We start from the raw sequence: 17,177 nt of genomic DNA, 5'->3' as shown, positions 1-17,177 counted from the left end.
ATCTTATCAAAATAATCGAGAATAGTCAATCCTATTTATGATAAGGAGAACCTTGTTGGATAGTAAAGGCTCGGTATATCTGTTCTACAAGAACTAGACGCATTAATTGATGTGGAAGAGTTAAACGGCCAAAACTAAGGGATAGATTCGCACGCTTTTTTACTTTAGGAGATAGTCCTAAACTCCCACCAATCACAAATGTTAAGGTTGAATAACCATTTATAGAAGCTTGTTCTAATTGGCTACTAAATTCTTCAGAAGATAATGTCTTCCCTTCAATAGCCAAAACAACAACAAATTCTCTATCCCCAATTTTGGAAAGGATTCGATTTCCTTCTAAATTCAAGATTTTTTCATTTTCTGAATCGCTGGCACGATCTGGTGTCTTTTCATCAGCTAATTCAATCATTTCTACGGTAGCAAATCGAGATATTCTCTTAGAATATTCTGCAATTCCATCTTTGAGATACTTTTCTTTTAGTTTTCCAACTGTTACAAGTTTAATTTTCATGCTTCTATTTTACCATAATCGTGTTCTATTCACATCTTATTCACAAATGAAAAAGGTGAAAAAACACAATAAATTCACAAATTTTCAACAATTATCCACAGATTGTTGAAAACTTAAGTTTTTTAAGTTAGAATTAAGTTAATAATCTTATACTTTCACTAATTAATCAAATATGGAGGATTCTATGAAAAACTTAAACAAGTTTTCAAAAACAATTGGACAACTTTTACTAGTTATTCTTATTAGCTTTTTTAGTGGTCTATTAGGAAGTTTGGCTGTTCTTCAGTTCAACCAAAAGCAGGGAAGTGGAGAACAAAATAGTGCAGCAGTCACTCAGACTGCTTCGAAAAATGAAAATTCTACCACACAGGCTGTAGATAAAGTTAAAGATGCAGTTGTATCGATTATCACTTATTCAGAAAACTCTCAAGGTAGTTTTGTTGGAACCGATGATACTGATACAGATTCAAACACTGAACAGATTAACAGTGAAGGTTCTGGTGTTATCTATAAAAAAGATGGAGATGATGCTTATCTTGTAACCAACACTCACGTTATTAGTGGCGCTAAAAAAGTTGATATTCGTCTAGCAGATGGAACAAAAGTACCAGGTGAAATTGTTGGTTCTGATACCTATTCTGATATTGCAGTAGTAAAAATATCTTCAGAAAAGGTCTCTACAGTAGCTGAGTTTGGTGACTCAAGTCAATTATCTGTTGGGGAAACAGCTATCGCAATCGGTAGTCCTTTGGGTTCAGAATATGCAAATACAGTTACACAAGGGATTGTATCAAGCTTGAACAGACACGTTTCTTTGAAATCTGAAGATGGTCAAGCTATTTCAACAAATGCCATCCAAACAGACACAGCTATTAACCCTGGTAACTCTGGAGGACCTTTGATTAACATCCAGGGAGAAGTTATCGGTATTACATCAAGTAAAATCGCCTCTAATGGTGGAACATCCGTAGAAGGTCTTGGTTTTGCTATTCCTGCAAATGATGTTAAGAATATTATCAAACAGTTGGAAAAAGATGGAAAAGTAACGCGACCAGCTCTTGGTATCCACATGGTTAATTTGACAAACCTTAGCACTACCGATCTACAAAAATTGAAACTTCCTGACAACGTTACTTCTGGTGTAGCTGTTCGTTCTGTTCAAAAAAATATGCCTGCAAATGGACATTTACAACAATATGATGTTATCACAAAAATAGATGATACTAAGATTTCATCTACAACTGAATTACAAAATGCTCTATATAGCCACTCTATTGGAGATGAAATGACTGTAACTTATTACCGTAATGGTAAAGAAGAAACAACTAAAATCAAGTTGGACAAGAGTACAAGTGATTTAAATTAATAGTTTACATATTTGTAAACCTACTTTACAGAATATTAAAGATATGATACTGTAGAGATATGGAAGAACTCAAACTAATTCGTATCAGTGATATTCAAAAAAATCCCTATCAACCTCGTAAAGAATTCTCAAAAGAAAAAATTCAAGAACTTGCCCAATCTATTAAGGAAAATGGTTTAATTCAACCCATTATTGTCCGTCAATCTCCAGTTATCGGATATGAAATTCTAGCTGGAGAAAGACGGTATCGGGCATCGATAGAAGCTGGGCTATCAGAAGTTCCTGTAATCATCAAAAAATTATCTGATCAGGATATGATGGTTCACTCAATCATTGAAAATTTACAACGAGAAGACTTAAATCCGATTGAAGAAGCAAAAGCTTATCAATCTTTAATTGATAAAGGATATACTCATGCAGACATTGCTGAAAAAATGGGGAAATCACGCCCTTATATCACTAATCTTGTTCGATTGCTAACGCTCCCTGATTTTATTTTAAAAGAAGTAGAAACTGGAAAATTGTCTCAAGCACATGCTAGACTTCTAATCCAACTACCTTTGAAAGAACAAAAAAAATTACTCAATCGCATTCAGAAAGAGGATTTATCAGTTCGGCAGGTGGAATATCTACTTAAAGAAGAAAAAAATAAGAAGAAAAGCAAAGAAAAAGATCACTTTATCAAAGAAGAAGAAGAAAATTTGAAAAAATTGTTGGGATTAGATGTCCAAATCGTCCTTCAAAAAAAAGAGGCAGGAAAAATAACTATCTCTTTTCATAATCAAGAAGAATACCAACGTTTTATTAACAGCCTGAAATAAGGCTGTTATTTTATTTTTCTAAACTCACATACTTATCCACTGGATTAGTATAGAAAAAGGCTATTAAATCAAAATATAGACCTCTTATCCACAAGTTGTGGATAAATCTTTTAAACATTGTGGATTGTTTTTCACAAGTTGTGGAAAAATTGCTTGCTATGTGATAAAATAGTGTTTAAGATTACACCATTTAGAAAAGGAGGGGTTTGTTGTTGAAAGAAAAACAATTTTGGAATCAGATTTTAGAATTAGCTAAAGAGAGATTGACACGATCAATGTTTGATTTCTACGCAACACCTGCTGAATTAATAAAGGTTGAGGGAAATGTAGCTACCATATTTTTGCCAAGATCTGAAATGGAAATGGTTTGGAGTACAAAACTCAATGATATTATTGTAGCTGTCGGTTTTCAAATCTATGACACTGAAATAAAAGCTCAATATGTATTGACTAAAGAAGATTCTAATACCTCCGATATAGCAAGCAATGTTGAAAACAGTAATCATCAACAGGAAGAAATTAAAAAATCTATACCCTATTCAGAAACAGGATTAAGAGACATCTATACTTTTGATAATTTTATCCAAGGTGATGGAAATATTTGGGCTAAGTCTGCTGCTTTAGCCGTCTCGGAAGATCCTGGACTAACTTATAATCCTCTTTTTATATATGGAGGACCTGGTCTAGGGAAAACTCACTTGCTCAATGCTTTGGGTAATGAAATTCTCAAAAAAAATCCTAATGCGCGTGTAAAATATATTCCTGCTGAAAGTTTTATTAATGAATTTTTAGATCATTTAAGACTCAATGATATGGATAATTTTAAAAAAACCTATCGAAGTCTAGATCTCCTTCTTATTGATGATATTCAATCTCTCAGCGGAAATAAAGTGCAAACTCAGGATGAATTTTTCAATACATTTAACAAACTTCACAGTAATAATAAACAGATCGTTTTAACGAGTGACCGTAGGCCAGAACAACTAGAAAATCTACCTGAACGACTTGTCACGCGCTTCTCATGGGGATTAACAACGGATATTACTCCACCTGATTTTGAAACTCGTATCGCTATCCTAAATAGTAAAACAGAGGATTTAGATTATCATTTTCAACCTGACACAATCGAATATTTGGCTGGCCAGTTTGATTCAAATGTACGTGAATTAGAAGGTGCGCTCAAAGATATTAGTCTTATGGCTAAAGTCAAACAAATCAACACTATAACTGTGGATATTGCATCTGAAGCTATACGTGCTCGAAAACAAAGCGTCAGCACCATGATCGTCATTCCGATTGAAAAAATCCAAGAGGAAGTCGGAAAATTTTATGATGTGAGCGTTAAGGAGATGAAGGGAACTAGACGTGTTCAGAATATTGTTCTAGCTCGCCAAGTTGCTATGTACCTAGCTAGAGAATTAACTGATAACAGTCTTCCAAAAATCGGAAAAGAATTTGGTGGTAAAGATCATACAACCGTCATTCATGCTCATGCAAAAATCAAATCTATGATTGAAACTGATGATAAATTACGTATAGAAATCGAAACCATCAAAAAGAAAATCAAATAACTTGTGGATAAGTGTTTAAAATTTTACTGATTTATTAACAAATTTTAAACAAGTCTAACTTCTTGATTTTTCTAAACTAAACTTGGTTTTCCACAGATTTCACACAGCCTACTATTACTATTAACCTTCTAATAATAAAAATAAATAAAGGAGATTCCATGATTCATTTTTCTATTAATAAAAATTTATTCCTGCAATCATTAAATATTACAAAACGTGCTATTAGTTCAAAAAATGCTATTCCTGTTTTATCAACTATTAAAATTGATGTGACTAACGAAGGAATTACATTAATTGGATCAAATGGTCAAATTTCAATTGAGAATTTCATTTCTCAAAAAGATGAAAATGCAGGTCTTTTGATTAACTCTTTAGGATCAATTCTTTTAGAAGCTTCTTTCTTTATCAATGTTGTTTCTAGTCTTCCAGATGTGACTCTTGATTTTAAAGAAATTGAACAACATCAAATTGTACTAACAAGTGGAAAATCAGAAATTACTCTGAAAGGAAAAGACAGCGAACAGTATCCACGTATTCAGGAAATTGTAGCAAGTAATCCTCTAGTTCTTGAAACAAAACTTCTTAAGAAAATTATCAATGAAACTGCTTTTGCTGCTAGTGTACAAGAAAGCCGTCCAATCTTGACTGGTGTTCACTTTGTTTTGAGTAATCATCAAGAATTGAAAACAGTTGCAACAGACTCACATCGTCTCAGTCAGAAAAAATTAACTCTTGAGAAAAATAGTGATAATTTTGATGTTGTCATCCCAAGTCGCTCTCTACGCGAATTTTCAGCTGTTTTTACGGACGATATCGAAACAGTAGAGATATTCTTTGCAAACAACCAAATTCTCTTTAGAAGCGAAAATATTAGCTTCTATACACGTCTCTTAGAAGGTAATTATCCTGATACAGATCGTCTGATTCCAACAGATTTTAATACGACAGTGACTTTTGATGTTGTGAATCTACGTCAATCTATGGAACGTGCTCGTCTCTTATCAAGTGCTACTCAAAATGGAACTGTAAAATTAGAAATCAAACAAGGAGTAGTTACAGCTCATGTAAATTCTCCAGAAGTTGGTAAAGTAAACGAAGAAATCGATACAATTGCTGTATCTGGTGAAGATTTAACTATTAGCTTTAACCCAACTTACTTGATTGAAGCACTAAAAGCCTTGAATAGTGAAAAGGTAACAATCAGCTTCATTTCAGCAGTTCGTCCATTTACCTTGGTACCAGCTGATACAGATGAAGATTTCATGCAGCTGATTACACCAGTTCGTACAAATTAAGTTAAAGAGGTTGAGCCTAGCTCACCTCTTTTATGATATAATCAGAAATATGAAAAGGAGAGTAATATGTATCAAGTTGGAAATTTTGTTGAAATGAAAAAACCACATGCTTGTACAATCAAGTCTACAGGTAAAAAAGCCAATCGTTGGGAAATTACACGTCTAGGTGCAGATATCAAAATAAAATGCAGTAATTGTGATCATGTTGTCATGATGAGTCGCTATGATTTTGAAAGAAAAATGAGTAAAATCATCGACTAAATGCAAGTAGTTAGAGGGTTAGCAAGTTTTCCCTTTTTGTGTTATAATATTGAAGATTGAAATGTGAACGGAGATTGAGAAACTATGGCTTTAACAGCAGGTATCGTGGGGTTGCCAAACGTTGGTAAATCAACCCTATTTAACGCAATTACAAAAGCAGGAGCAGAGGCTGCAAATTATCCATTTGCAACCATTGATCCGAATGTTGGGATGGTAGAAGTTCCAGATGAACGCCTCCAAAAATTGACTGAAATGATTACTCCTAAGAAGACAGTCCCAACAACCTTTGAATTTACAGATATTGCAGGGATTGTAAAAGGTGCGTCAAAAGGAGAAGGTCTCGGTAATAAATTCTTGGCCAATATCCGTGAAGTTGATGCGATTGTCCATGTAGTTCGTGCCTTTGATGATGAAAATGTCATGCGTGAGCAAGGTCGTGAAGATGCTTTTGTAGATCCATTAGCAGATATTGATACCATTAACCTAGAATTGATTCTTGCTGACTTAGAATCTGTTAATAAACGCTACGCGCGTGTGGAAAAGATGGCACGTACACAAAAAGATAAGGAATCAGTTGCAGAATTTAACGTTCTCCAAAAGATTAAACCTGTCCTTGAAGACGGTAAATCAGCTCGTACTATTGAATTTACAGACGAAGAGCAAAAGGTTGTCAAAGGTCTTTTCCTCTTGACCACGAAACCAGTTCTTTATGTAGCGAATGTGGATGAGGATGTGGTTGGAGACCCAGACTCTATTGATTACGTGAAGCAGATTCGTGAATTCGCAGAGACAGAAAATGCAGAGGTAGTGGTCATTTCTGCGCGTGCTGAAGAAGAAATTTCTGAGTTAGACGATGAAGATAAAAAAGAGTTTCTTGAAGCCATTGGTTTGACAGAATCAGGTGTGGACAAGTTGACTCGTGCAGCTTACCATCTATTAGGACTTGGAACTTACTTCACAGCTGGTGAAAAAGAAGTTCGTGCTTGGACCTTTAAACGTGGTATGAAAGCTCCTCAAGCAGCTGGAATTATCCACTCTGACTTTGAAAAAGGATTTATTCGTGCAGTAACTATGTCTTATGATGATTTGATTAAATACGGATCTGAAAAGGCTGTAAAAGAAGCTGGACGCTTGCGTGAAGAAGGAAAAGAATATGTCGTTCAAGATGGCGATATTATGGAATTCCGCTTTAACGTATAATCAACATTTTTAATAGTGTCAATTAGGTTGGAAAAAAATTCCAACCCTTTTGGCTTTTGAAAGGAAATTTAAATGACAAAATTACTTGTAGGATTGGGAAATCCAGGGGATAAATATTTTGAGACAAAGCATAATGTTGGTTTTATGTTGATTGACCAACTAGCAAAAAAACAGAATGTATCTTTTACACACGATAAAATATTCCAAGCTGAATTAGCTTCATTTTTCCTTAATGGTGAAAAAATTTATCTAGTGAAACCAACAACTTTTATGAATGAAAGTGGGAAAGCAGTTCATGCTTTATTAACTTACTATGGTTTAGATATCGAAGATTTACTGATTATTTACGATGATCTTGACATGGAAGTAGGAAAAATTCGACTTCGCGCTAAAGGATCAGCTGGCGGTCATAATGGTATCAAGTCAATTATCCAACATATTGGTACACAGGTTTTCAATCGTGTAAAGATTGGTATCGGTAGACCTAAAAAAGGAATGTCTGTTGTTCACCACGTTTTGAGTAAATTTGACAAGGATGACTATATAGGTATTTTACAGTCTATTGACAAGGTTGACGATGCTGTAAATTATTATTTACAAGAGAAAAACTTTGAAAAAACAATGCAGAAATACAATGGGTAAAGAAATGTCATTAATCGAATTCTTTTTAGAGAATAAACAAATCCTGTCTTGGCATGAAAATTTAACACAGAAGCAAAGACAATTACTATTAGGATTTTCTGGTTCAGCAAAGTCTTTAGCTATTGCAAGTAGTGTTAAAAGTCAGAACAAGATTTTAGTAATGACATCTACTTATGGAGAAGCTGAGCGTCTAGTAAATGATTTAATTTCTATCCTGGGTACTGATATGGTTTATCCATTTTTAGTAGATGATTCACCAATGGTAGAATTTTTAGTATCGTCTCAAGAAAAGATTTTTTCAAGAGTTGAAGCCTTGCGTTTTCTAAGAGATAAATCTCAAAAAGGAATATTAGTTTGTAACATGGCAGCTAGCCGTTTATTCTTACCAGATCCTCAAGTTTTTGATAACAGTGTGTTAAAACTTGAAGTTGGCGAAGAGTGTGAACAAAGAGAATTAAAAAATCAATTGATTTCACTTGGTTATAAAAAAGTTACTCAAGTTCAAAGTCAAGGTGAATTTAGTCTTCGAGGGGATATTTTAGATATTTTTGAAACTTCACAACTATCTCCTTACCGAATAGAATTTTTTGGTGATGAAATAGATGGGATTAGAGAATTCGACGCAGATACACAATTATCAAAAGAAAGTCGATTAGAAATTTCTATATATCCAGCTAGTGACATTTTATTAACTGTTGAGGATTACAATCGTGGTCAACAATTCTTAGAACATGAGATTGATAAAACTATTTCACCTACATTAAAGTCGTACCTAGAAGAAGTTTTTAGTTGTGCGAAAGAGCAAGTTCTTCATGCTGATATTCGTAAATTTTTGTCTGTTTTTTATAAAAAACAGTGGACATTGATTGACTACTTGAACCAAGCGCCTATTATCTTTGATGATTTTCAAAAAATCATGAATCAGTATGATATTTTTGATAAGGAAACAGCTAGCTACTTTACAGAGGATTTACATAACAGTAAAGCTGTATCAAGTTTACAATATTTTGCTGATGTAGAAAGTCAGTTTAAAAAATATTTACCAGCCAGCTTCTTTTCTAATTTTCAAAAGGGACTTGGAAATCTAAAATTTGATCATCTTTATCAATTTAATCAATATCCTATGCAAGAATTCTTCAATCAGTTTTCTTTTCTGAAAGAAGAAATTGAACGCTATAAAAAATTAAAATATACGATTGTTCTTCAATCAAGCAGCCAAACAGAACTAAAAAAACTGTTAACGATTCTTGATGAATATAGCATTAAAGTTGACAATAGTAATCAAAGTGAAATCTGTAAAGGAACTGTCAATCTTGTTGAAGGAAATCTTCGTCATGGTTTTCATTTTGTGGATGAGAATCTTGTATTCATCACTGAATATGAAATTTTTAAAAAGAAGATTAAACGCAAATACAGAAGACAAAATATTAGCAATGCTGAAAGATTAAAGGATTATAGTGAACTCCAAAAAGGAGATTATGTTGTTCATCAAATTCATGGGATTGGTCAATATTTAGGAATAGAAACGATTGAACTCAAAGGGATTCACCGAGATTATGTAAGTATCCAATATCAAAATGGAGATCGTATTTCTATCCCTGTAGAACAAATCCAAACCTTATCTAAGTATGTTTCAAGTGACGGTAAGGCTCCAAAGTTAAACAAATTAAACGATGGACGTTTTAAAAAAGCTAAGCAAAAAGTTAAAAATCAAGTTGAAGACATTGCAGATGACTTAATTAAGTTATATGCAGAGAGGAGTCAACTTGAAGGTTTTGCTTTTTCAAAAGATGATGAAGATCAGGTTGCTTTTGATGAGGCTTTCCCTTATGTTGAAACTGAGGACCAACTTCGAAGTATCGATGAAATTAAGAAAGATATGCAGGCTTCTCAACCAATGGATAGACTTTTGGTTGGAGATGTTGGTTTTGGTAAAACAGAAGTTGCTATGCGAGCTGCTTTTAAGGCTGTCAACAATCATAAACAGGTTGTTGTTTTAGTACCTACTACAGTTTTGGCTCAGCAACATTATAGTAATTTCAAGGAAAGATTTGAGCAGTTTGCTGTCAATGTAGATGTTTTGAGTCGTTTTAGAAGTAAAAAAGAGCAGACTGAAACACTTGAAAAATTGAAAAAAGGCCAAGTTGATATCCTGATAGGAACCCATCGAGTTTTGTCTAAAGATGTTGAATTTGCAGATTTAGGCTTGATCATCATCGATGAGGAACAACGTTTTGGTGTCAAACATAAGGAAGCTTTGAAGGAATTAAAAAAGAAGGTTGATGTCTTAACTTTGACAGCTACACCAATTCCTCGAACTCTACATATGTCTATGCTAGGTATTCGAGATTTATCTGTCATCGAAACTCCCCCAACCAATCGATATCCTGTACAAACCTATGTCCTTGAACAGAATGATCGTGTCATTCGAGATGCTGTATTGAGAGAAATTGATCGTGGTGGTCAGGTTTACTATCTTTACAATAAAGTTGACACGATTGAAAAGAAGGTTTCAGAGTTACAAGAACTGATTCCAGAAGCTTCTATTGGTTTTGTTCATGGTCAAATGAGTGAAATTCGTTTAGAGAACACACTACTTGATTTTATTGAAGGTGAATATGATATTTTAGTAACCACGACAATCATTGAAACAGGGGTAGACATTCCAAATGCCAATACCTTGTTTATAGAAAATGCAGACCACATGGGATTGTCTACCTTGTATCAATTAAGAGGTCGAGTTGGTCGAAGTAATCGTATTGCTTATGCCTATCTCATGTATCGACCAGATAAATCATTGACAGAAGTTTCAGAAAAGAGATTAGAAGCTATCAAGGGATTTACCGAATTGGGTTCTGGTTTTAAAATCGCTATGCGCGATTTATCCATTCGTGGAGCGGGTAATCTTTTAGGAAGTTCGCAGTCAGGTTTTATAGATTCTGTTGGTTTTGAACTCTATTCTCAATTACTGGAAGAAGCAATTGCTAAGAAAAATGGAACTGATAAGAAACGTGAAAAAGGAAATGCTGAGTTAATTCTGCAAATTGATGCCTATCTTCCAGATGAGTACATTTCAGATGAACGACATAAAATTGAAATTTACAAGAGAATTCGTCAGATTGACAACCGTGTCAACTATGAAGAATTACAAGATGAGTTAATTGACCGTTTTGGTGAGTATCCAGATGTAGTTGCCTATCTCTTAGAAATTGGATTAGCTAAAGCTTATCTAGATAAAGTATTTGTCAATCGTGTTGAAAGAAGAAGTAATAAGCTTGTCATTCAATTTGAAAAAATATTGCAACAGCTATTTTTAACCCAAGATTATTTCCAGGCTCTTTCTCAGACAAATTTGAAGGCTAATATTTCTGAAAATCAAGGTTTAATCGAAGTTGTTTTTGATATTCGAAATAAAAAAGACTATGAGATTTTAGAAGGACTCTTAACCTTTGGAGAATCGTTAGCGAAAATAAAAGACTTAAAAGAGTCACATTAGGGTTTACCTTTTTTCTTCTATAAAAGGGATAAAAATGGTACAATAATAATTTGAGGTATTATAAGATGAGATTAGATAAATATTTAAAAGTATCACGAATTATCAAACGCCGTACGGTAGCTAAGGAAGTTGCAGATAAAGGGCGAATCAAGGTAAACGGTATCCTTGCTAAAAGTTCAACTGATTTAAAAATCAATGATCAGGTTGAAATTCGTTTTGGAAATAAATTGTTGCTTGTAAAGGTGCTCGAAATGAAAGATAGCACAAAAAAAGAAGATGCAGCTGGAATGTATGAAATTATCAGTGAAACAAGGGTAGAAGACGATGTATAAAAAAATAGTCCAAATGAATAATTCATTTATTCAAAATGAACACCAACGACGTAAATACATGATGGAAGAACGTCAAAAACGTAATCGTTTTATGGGTTGGGTTTTGATTTTGATTATGTTGCTATTCATCTTACCAACTTACAATTTAGCACAAAGTTACCAACAATTACTAACACGTCGCCAGCAACTAGCTGATTTGAAAAAACAATATCAGGACTTGAGCGATGAAAAGGATAAAGAAGCTAGTTTAGCAACTAAGCTAAAAGATGAATCCTATGCGGCTAAATATTCCCGTGCAAAATATTATTATTCAAAAACATGGGAGAAAGTTTATACAATTCCGGACTTACTTCCTAGGTAATGCGAAATGGAAAATTTATTAGATATTATCGAAAAATTTTTAAGTCAGTCAGATGAAAAATTAGATGAGTTAGCTCAAAAGAATCATCTGTTACGACTACAAGAAGAAGAGGGGAAAAAGAATGCGTAAATTTTTAGTGATATTACTACTTCCTATTTTCCTAAAAAGCGTTCAAGTAGTAAGCACTGAGAATCCAGTTATCATTCCAAAACAAGAAGTTTATTCTTTAACTCATACTCCATATCATTTTTATTATCAAGATGTTATAGAATCTCCAAAATTTTATGGTGAGACGCCAGTTTATTCTACAGAAGACCTGATTAATGAATCGGGTAAAGTAAATGCAGAAACAAAATTATCTGTTTTAGAATGGCGATTAAATAAACAAGGACAGCCTGTCTTTAAATTGTCAAATAATCAATTTGTAATGGCTGATAAACGACTTTTATACGATAGTTCCATCGTAAACGATTTTTCTAAACGAGTATGGCTAGAACCAGGATTTGTCGTTTATAATAGTCCTTATGATCAACAAGAATTAAAGTCTACTTTAGCGCCTTATCAAGAAGTTGAAGCAGATATGTCTATTTTTGCTGAAGGTCGTGAATTCATACATGTCAAGCAAACGGGCTGGATTTCGACGGATTATATTTCCGATGATGATAATCGTATTCAGAAAGTACAAGAGTTGCTATCTGCGAATTATCAAAATGAACAGTTCTCTATTTATGTGAAACAATTGAGTACAGGTAAGGAAGCTGGCATTAATGAAAATAAAAAAATGTACGCTGCTAGTGTTATGAAATTACCTTATCTTTATTCTGTTCAGGAAAAAATCAATCAAGGTGATTACCAACTTGACACGAAATTGAAGTATGTTTCCGAAGTTAATGATTTCCCTGGCTCTTATAAACCGGAAGGAAGCGGAAGTCTCCCTAAAACAGCGGACAATAAAGAATACACAATCAAAGATTTAATCACAAAAACTGCAAAAGAATCTGACAATGTAGCTCATAATATTCTTGCTTATTATATTACGAATAAATCAGATGAAGCCTTTAAAACAGAAATGGCTACTATCGCAGGTGAAGAATGGAATGTGACAGATAAATTGGCTTCAGCTAAAATGGCTGGTCAAGTTATGGAATCTATTTACAATCAGAATGGTTTTGTTTTAGAATCTCTTTCACAAACATCTTTTGATAATCAGCGGATTGCTAAGAATATTTCTGCTAAGGTAGCCCATAAAATTGGGGATGCAGATGAATTTAAACACGATGTGGGAATAGTCTATACAGATTCTCCTTTCGTTATTTCAATCTTTACCAAAAATTCTGATTACGATACCATTTCTAAAATTGCTAAGGATGTCTACGAGGTCCTAAAATGAGAGACCGCGATTTTTTAAATCATTTTCTAGAAAAAGGTTACTTTGAAAGACATTCAAGAGTTGTGCTAGCCTTGTCTGGTGGATTGGATTCGATGTTTCTTTTTCAAGTTCTTTTGGCCTATCAAAAAGAACTTGGTATTGAATTGTTTTTAGCTCATGTAAATCATAAACAAAGACCAGAGTCAGATAAGGAAGAAAATGAATTAAGAAAATTAGCTGAACAAGCTGGAGTTCCAATTTATGTAGCTTGTTTTACTGGAGATTTTTCAGAAGCAAATGCTCGTCAATTTCGCTATGAATTTTTTAGAGAAGTGATGGAGAAAACTTCATCTACAGCTCTTGTAACAGCTCATCATGCAGATGATCAAGTTGAGACAATCTTTATGCGATTGATTAGAGGTGTTAGACTACACCATTTATCAGCTATTAAAGAAAGACAAACGTTTAATAAGGGAGAGTTAATTCGTCCTTTGTTGTCTTTTTATAAGAAGGATTTTCCTAAAATTGATCATTTTGAAGATTCAACGAATAAAGAAAATCACTATCTTCGCAATCGTCTTCGCAACCTCTATCTGCCACAGTTAGAAAAAGAAAATGTTCAGGTGAAAAAAGCAATTTTAGAGTTTGGAAAAGAAGTTTCTGACTATCAAATTGCTCTGGCTGAATTATCTCAAGCGGTTGATGTGGAAGATTTAACTCAGTTTTTATCTTTTAGTGAAGCAACGCAAGGAGTTTTACTACAACAATACCTTAGTCGTTTTGCTGATTTAAATGTAACAAGAGAACAATTTCAAGAAATTCATCATATTTTAAAAACTAAGAGTCAATATCGCCATAATATAAAAAATGGTTATGAACTTATAAAAGAATACCAGCACTTTCAAATTAGTAAAATCAGACCAAAGTCTGATGAAAAAAGTAGTGAGTGTGTGTTAAACTATCAAAATCAAGTTTATTATGAAGGTTTTCTATTTTCATTTGGAATTCCTCTAAAAGGTGAAAATGTTCAACAAATAAATGTTTCCCGTGAAACATCATTGATTTTGCGGCATCGACAGCCAGGTGATTATTTGATAATAAATGGTCATCGAAAAAAAGTAAGGCGGCTTTTTATTGATTTAAAAATACCTACAGAAAAACGAAAAAATGCGATTATTGTTGAGCAATTTGGACAAATTTATTCAATTTTAGGAATCGAACTCAGTGATTTGAGTATAAAAATGAAAAATGATATAATGGACACTGTACTTTATATAGAAAAAATAGATAGGTAAAATCATGTTAGAACAAGATATCAAGAAGATTTTGATTTCACAAGATGAAATTACAGAAGCAGCTAAGAAGTTAGGTGCTCAATTGACAAAAGATTACGAAGGTAAGAATCCGATTTTAGTTGGAATTTTAAAAGGATCTATTCCTTTTATGGCAGAATTAGTCAAATATATCGACACTCACCTTGAAATGGATTTTATGATGGTTTCTAGTTATCATGGCGGAACTGTAAGTAGTGGTGTCATTAATATCAAACAAGATGTCACTCAAGATGTTAAAGGTAGACACATTGTCTTTGTAGAGGATATTATTGATACTGGACAAACATTAAAAAGCTTGAGAGATATGTTTACTGCTAGAGAAGCAGCGTCTGTTAAGATTGTTACTATGCTGGATAAACCAGAAGGACGTACTGTAGAAATTGAAGCAGATTATACATGTTTTACAATTCCAAATGAATTCGTTGTAGGCTATGGTTTAGACTATAATGAAAATTATCGTAATCTTCCTTATGTAGGCGTATTGAAAGAGGAAGTTTACTCAAAATAGAAGGGTAAGTTGTTGAATGCAAAAACAAAATAATGGTTTTATAAAAAATCCATTTCTTTATTTGTTGATGATTTTCTTGCTAGTAACGGGATTCCAGTACTTTTTTGCTGGGAGAGCTGCCGGGCACAGTCAACAAATTAAATACTCAGAATTGGTGCAGGAAATCACTAATGACAATGTAAAAGAAATAACCTATCAACCAAGTGGTGGTGTTATTGAAGTGTCTGGTGTCTATAAAACTGCTAAAACAGAAAAACCGGAAACAGGTATTCAGTTTTTCACACCTTCTGCAACAAAAGTAGAAAAATTTACAAGTATTATTCTTCCATCGGATACTACTGTAGCAGATTTGCAAAAACTAGCTGGTGAACACCAAACACAAGTTGAAGTCAAGCACGAAAGCTCAAGTGGTATGTGGATTAACATCCTAGTTTCGGTAGTACCATTTGCCATTTTATTCTTCTTCCTATTTTCTATGATGGGAAATATGGGAGGAAATAGCGGACGCAATCCGATGAGTTTTGGACGCAGTAAAGCTAAGGCTGCTAATAAGGAAGATATCAAAGTACGCTTTTCAGATGTAGCAGGAGCTGAAGAAGAAAAACAAGAACTTGTTGAAGTTGTTGAATTCTTGAAAGATCCAAAACGCTTTACAAAATTAGGTGCTCGTATCCCAGCTGGAGTTCTCTTAGAAGGACCTCCGGGAACTGGTAAAACATTACTTGCTAAAGCAGTAGCAGGAGAAGCTGGAGTACCATTCTTTAGTATTTCAGGTTCTGACTTCGTAGAAATGTTCGTCGGTGTCGGTGCCAGCCGTGTACGTTCACTCTTTGAGGACGCTAAAAAAGCAGCACCAGCTATTATCTTCATCGATGAAATTGATGCCGTTGGTCGCCAACGTGGTGTCGGTCTTGGTGGAGGTAATGATGAACGTGAACAAACCTTGAACCAACTCTTGATTGAAATGGATGGTTTTGAAGGAAACGAAGGAATCATTGTCATTGCGGCAACGAACCGTTCAGATGTTTTAGATCCAGCCCTTCTTCGTCCAGGTCGTTTTGACAGAAAAGTATTGGTTGGTCGTCCAGATGTTAAAGGACGCGAAGCAATTCTGAAAGTCCATGCTAGAAATAAACCTCTAGCAGAAGATGTAGATTTGAAATTAGTGGCACAACAAACTCCAGGTTTTGTTGGTGCTGATTTGGAAAATGTGTTGAACGAAGCAGCCTTAGTTGCAGCTCGTCGCAATAAATCAGTAATTGATGCTTCTGATATTGATGAGGCAGAAGATCGTGTTATCGCTGGACCATCTAAGAAAGATAAAACTATTTCACAAAAGGAACGTGAAATGGTTGCTTACCACGAAGCAGGACACACTATTGTTGGTTTGGTCTTATCAAACGCACGTGTAGTGCATAAAGTGACAATTGTTCCTCGTGGTCGTGCGGGTGGTTACATGATTGCTCTTCCAAAAGAAGATCAAATGCTACTATCTAAAGAAGATATGAAGGAACAATTAGCTGGTTTGATGGGTGGACGTGTTGCTGAAGAAATTATCTTTAATGTCCAAACAACAGGTGCATCAAACGACTTTGAACAAGCTACACAAATGGCGCGTGCAATGGTTACAGAGTATGGTATGAGTGAAAAACTTGGACCTGTTCAATACGAAGGAAATCATGCAATGTTTGGTGCTCAAACTCCACAAAAATCTATTTCAGAGCGTACAGCTTATGAAATTGACGAAGAAGTTCGAGCATTGTTAAATGAAGCACGTAATAAAGCAGCTGAAATTATTCAATCAAATCGTGAAACACATAAATTAATTGCAGAAGCCTTATTGAAATATGAAACATTGGATAGTACACAAATTAAATCTCTTTACGAAACAGGGAAAATGCCTGAATCAATAGAAGAGGAATCACGTGCCCTATCATATGATGAAGTCAAATCAAAAATGGCTGAAGAAAACTAAATATTAGTAGACGAGATACAAGAGAGGGTATTATTATATCCTCTCTTTCTTATTATAGAAACTAATCTATGAAAAACCAGTAAAAAAATTTCAGAAAAAACAAATCAAACTAGTTGACAAGATTCTAAAAGTAGG

Annotated in this window: 16 protein-coding genes; 15 read left to right on the top strand and 1 reads right to left on the bottom strand. The window is 34.0% G+C overall.

The genetic code is table 11. The annotated features are described in order from the left end of the window. Nucleotides 1-31: 31 nt before the first annotated feature. Nucleotides 32-511, bottom strand: coding sequence for a 23S rRNA (pseudouridine(1915)-N(3))-methyltransferase RlmH (rlmH, locus tag AB2B47_RS06480; protein ID WP_320693900.1), 480 nt, complete (start codon nt 509-511; stop codon nt 32-34). Nucleotides 512-695: 184 nt separating this feature from the next. Between rlmH and AB2B47_RS06475 the strand changes: the two genes are divergently transcribed. The 15 genes from AB2B47_RS06475 (at nt 696) to ftsH (ending at nt 17,042) form a co-directional block, all read left to right on the top strand. Next, nucleotides 696-1,877 carry a S1C family serine protease gene (locus tag AB2B47_RS06475; RefSeq protein ID WP_320693899.1) on the top strand — a complete coding sequence of 394 codons (1,182 nt, stop codon included), beginning with the start codon at nt 696-698 and terminating at the stop codon, nt 1,875-1,877. A gap of 59 nt (nt 1,878-1,936) precedes the next feature. Further along, complete coding sequence (locus AB2B47_RS06470; RefSeq protein WP_320693898.1) at nt 1,937-2,698, top strand: ParB/RepB/Spo0J family partition protein; 762 nt, start codon at nt 1,937-1,939, stop codon at nt 2,696-2,698. A gap of 212 nt (nt 2,699-2,910) precedes the next feature. Further along, on the top strand, nt 2,911-4,269 hold the full coding sequence (gene dnaA, locus AB2B47_RS06465; protein ID WP_004250937.1) for a chromosomal replication initiator protein DnaA: 1,359 nt from the start codon (nt 2,911-2,913) through the stop codon (nt 4,267-4,269). A gap of 158 nt (nt 4,270-4,427) precedes the next feature. Further along, entirely contained in the window at nt 4,428-5,564 is a 1,137-nt protein-coding gene (gene dnaN / locus AB2B47_RS06460) for a DNA polymerase III subunit beta (protein ID WP_006152838.1), read from the top strand. 66 nt (nt 5,565-5,630) lie between these two features. Further along, the gene (locus AB2B47_RS06455; RefSeq protein ID WP_004250933.1) at nt 5,631-5,825 is read left to right on the top strand and encodes a DUF951 domain-containing protein; all 195 of its coding nucleotides are present in this window, start codon (nt 5,631-5,633) and stop codon (nt 5,823-5,825) included. Between the two features lie 84 nt (nt 5,826-5,909). Further along, nucleotides 5,910-7,025 carry a redox-regulated ATPase YchF gene (gene ychF / locus AB2B47_RS06450; RefSeq protein WP_006153052.1) on the top strand — a complete coding sequence of 372 codons (1,116 nt, stop codon included), beginning with the start codon at nt 5,910-5,912 and terminating at the stop codon, nt 7,023-7,025. A gap of 72 nt (nt 7,026-7,097) precedes the next feature. After that, a complete protein-coding gene (gene pth, locus AB2B47_RS06445) occupies nt 7,098-7,667 on the top strand; it encodes an aminoacyl-tRNA hydrolase (protein ID WP_004250929.1) in 570 nt (189 codons plus the stop codon). Continuing rightward, nucleotides 7,660-11,163, top strand: coding sequence for a transcription-repair coupling factor (gene mfd, locus AB2B47_RS06440; RefSeq protein ID WP_320693949.1), 3,504 nt, complete (start codon nt 7,660-7,662; stop codon nt 11,161-11,163). The genes pth and mfd overlap by 8 nt, the downstream gene beginning before the upstream one ends. Nucleotides 11,164-11,228: 65 nt before the next feature. Then, nucleotides 11,229-11,495, top strand: a complete 267-nt coding sequence (locus AB2B47_RS06435) for an RNA-binding S4 domain-containing protein (protein ID WP_004250926.1) — start codon at nt 11,229-11,231, stop codon at nt 11,493-11,495. Further along, nucleotides 11,488-11,856 (top strand): septum formation initiator family protein, encoded by a 369-nt coding sequence (locus AB2B47_RS06430; RefSeq protein WP_320693897.1) that lies wholly within the window; start codon nt 11,488-11,490, stop codon nt 11,854-11,856. The genes AB2B47_RS06435 and AB2B47_RS06430 overlap by 8 nt, the downstream gene beginning before the upstream one ends. A gap of 6 nt (nt 11,857-11,862) precedes the next feature. Beyond that, entirely contained in the window at nt 11,863-11,985 is a 123-nt protein-coding gene (locus tag AB2B47_RS06425) for an SP_0009 family protein (protein ID WP_004250924.1), read from the top strand. Then, entirely contained in the window at nt 11,978-13,246 is a 1,269-nt protein-coding gene (locus AB2B47_RS06420) for a serine hydrolase (protein ID WP_320693896.1), read from the top strand. Before AB2B47_RS06425 ends, AB2B47_RS06420 begins: the two co-directional genes overlap by 8 nt. After that, a complete protein-coding gene (tilS, locus tag AB2B47_RS06415; RefSeq protein WP_320693895.1) occupies nt 13,243-14,520 on the top strand; it encodes a tRNA lysidine(34) synthetase TilS in 1,278 nt (425 codons plus the stop codon). Before AB2B47_RS06420 ends, tilS begins: the two co-directional genes overlap by 4 nt. Nucleotides 14,521-14,524: 4 nt before the next feature. Further along, on the top strand, nt 14,525-15,067 hold the full coding sequence (hpt, locus tag AB2B47_RS06410) for a hypoxanthine phosphoribosyltransferase (protein ID WP_006149113.1): 543 nt from the start codon (nt 14,525-14,527) through the stop codon (nt 15,065-15,067). 16 nt (nt 15,068-15,083) lie between these two features. Continuing rightward, nucleotides 15,084-17,042, top strand: coding sequence for an ATP-dependent zinc metalloprotease FtsH (gene ftsH / locus AB2B47_RS06405; RefSeq protein WP_320693894.1), 1,959 nt, complete (start codon nt 15,084-15,086; stop codon nt 17,040-17,042). Nucleotides 17,043-17,177 lie beyond the last annotated feature (135 nt).

The sequence above is a fragment of the Streptococcus wuxiensis genome, from assembly GCF_040888245.1.
Taxonomy (GTDB): Bacteria; Bacillota; Bacilli; order Lactobacillales; family Streptococcaceae; genus Streptococcus; species Streptococcus wuxiensis.
Note: the sequence above shows the minus strand (reverse complement) of the source record. Positions and strands in the feature narration are given on the sequence as shown.

What these genes read in the sequence shown, in the direction of transcription:
- AB2B47_RS06420 (WP_320693896.1), top strand. Translation starts at nt 11,978, where the DNA reads ATGCGTAAATTTTTAGTGATATTACTACTTCCTATTTTCCTAAAAAGC.
- rlmH (WP_320693900.1), bottom strand. Translation starts at nt 511, where the DNA reads ATGAAAATTAAACTTGTAACAGTTGGAAAACTAAAAGAAAAGTATCTC.
- AB2B47_RS06430 (WP_320693897.1), top strand. Translation starts at nt 11,488, where the DNA reads ATGTATAAAAAAATAGTCCAAATGAATAATTCATTTATTCAAAATGAA.
- AB2B47_RS06425 (WP_004250924.1), top strand. Translation starts at nt 11,863, where the DNA reads ATGGAAAATTTATTAGATATTATCGAAAAATTTTTAAGTCAGTCAGAT.
- mfd (WP_320693949.1), top strand. Translation starts at nt 7,660, where the DNA reads ATGGGTAAAGAAATGTCATTAATCGAATTCTTTTTAGAGAATAAACAA.
- ychF (WP_006153052.1), top strand. Translation starts at nt 5,910, where the DNA reads ATGGCTTTAACAGCAGGTATCGTGGGGTTGCCAAACGTTGGTAAATCA.
- ftsH (WP_320693894.1), top strand. Translation starts at nt 15,084, where the DNA reads ATGCAAAAACAAAATAATGGTTTTATAAAAAATCCATTTCTTTATTTG.
- AB2B47_RS06455 (WP_004250933.1), top strand. Translation starts at nt 5,631, where the DNA reads ATGTATCAAGTTGGAAATTTTGTTGAAATGAAAAAACCACATGCTTGT.
- AB2B47_RS06470 (WP_320693898.1), top strand. Translation starts at nt 1,937, where the DNA reads ATGGAAGAACTCAAACTAATTCGTATCAGTGATATTCAAAAAAATCCC.
- dnaN (WP_006152838.1), top strand. Translation starts at nt 4,428, where the DNA reads ATGATTCATTTTTCTATTAATAAAAATTTATTCCTGCAATCATTAAAT.
- tilS (WP_320693895.1), top strand. Translation starts at nt 13,243, where the DNA reads ATGAGAGACCGCGATTTTTTAAATCATTTTCTAGAAAAAGGTTACTTT.
- AB2B47_RS06475 (WP_320693899.1), top strand. Translation starts at nt 696, where the DNA reads ATGAAAAACTTAAACAAGTTTTCAAAAACAATTGGACAACTTTTACTA.
- pth (WP_004250929.1), top strand. Translation starts at nt 7,098, where the DNA reads ATGACAAAATTACTTGTAGGATTGGGAAATCCAGGGGATAAATATTTT.
- hpt (WP_006149113.1), top strand. Translation starts at nt 14,525, where the DNA reads ATGTTAGAACAAGATATCAAGAAGATTTTGATTTCACAAGATGAAATT.
- AB2B47_RS06435 (WP_004250926.1), top strand. Translation starts at nt 11,229, where the DNA reads ATGAGATTAGATAAATATTTAAAAGTATCACGAATTATCAAACGCCGT.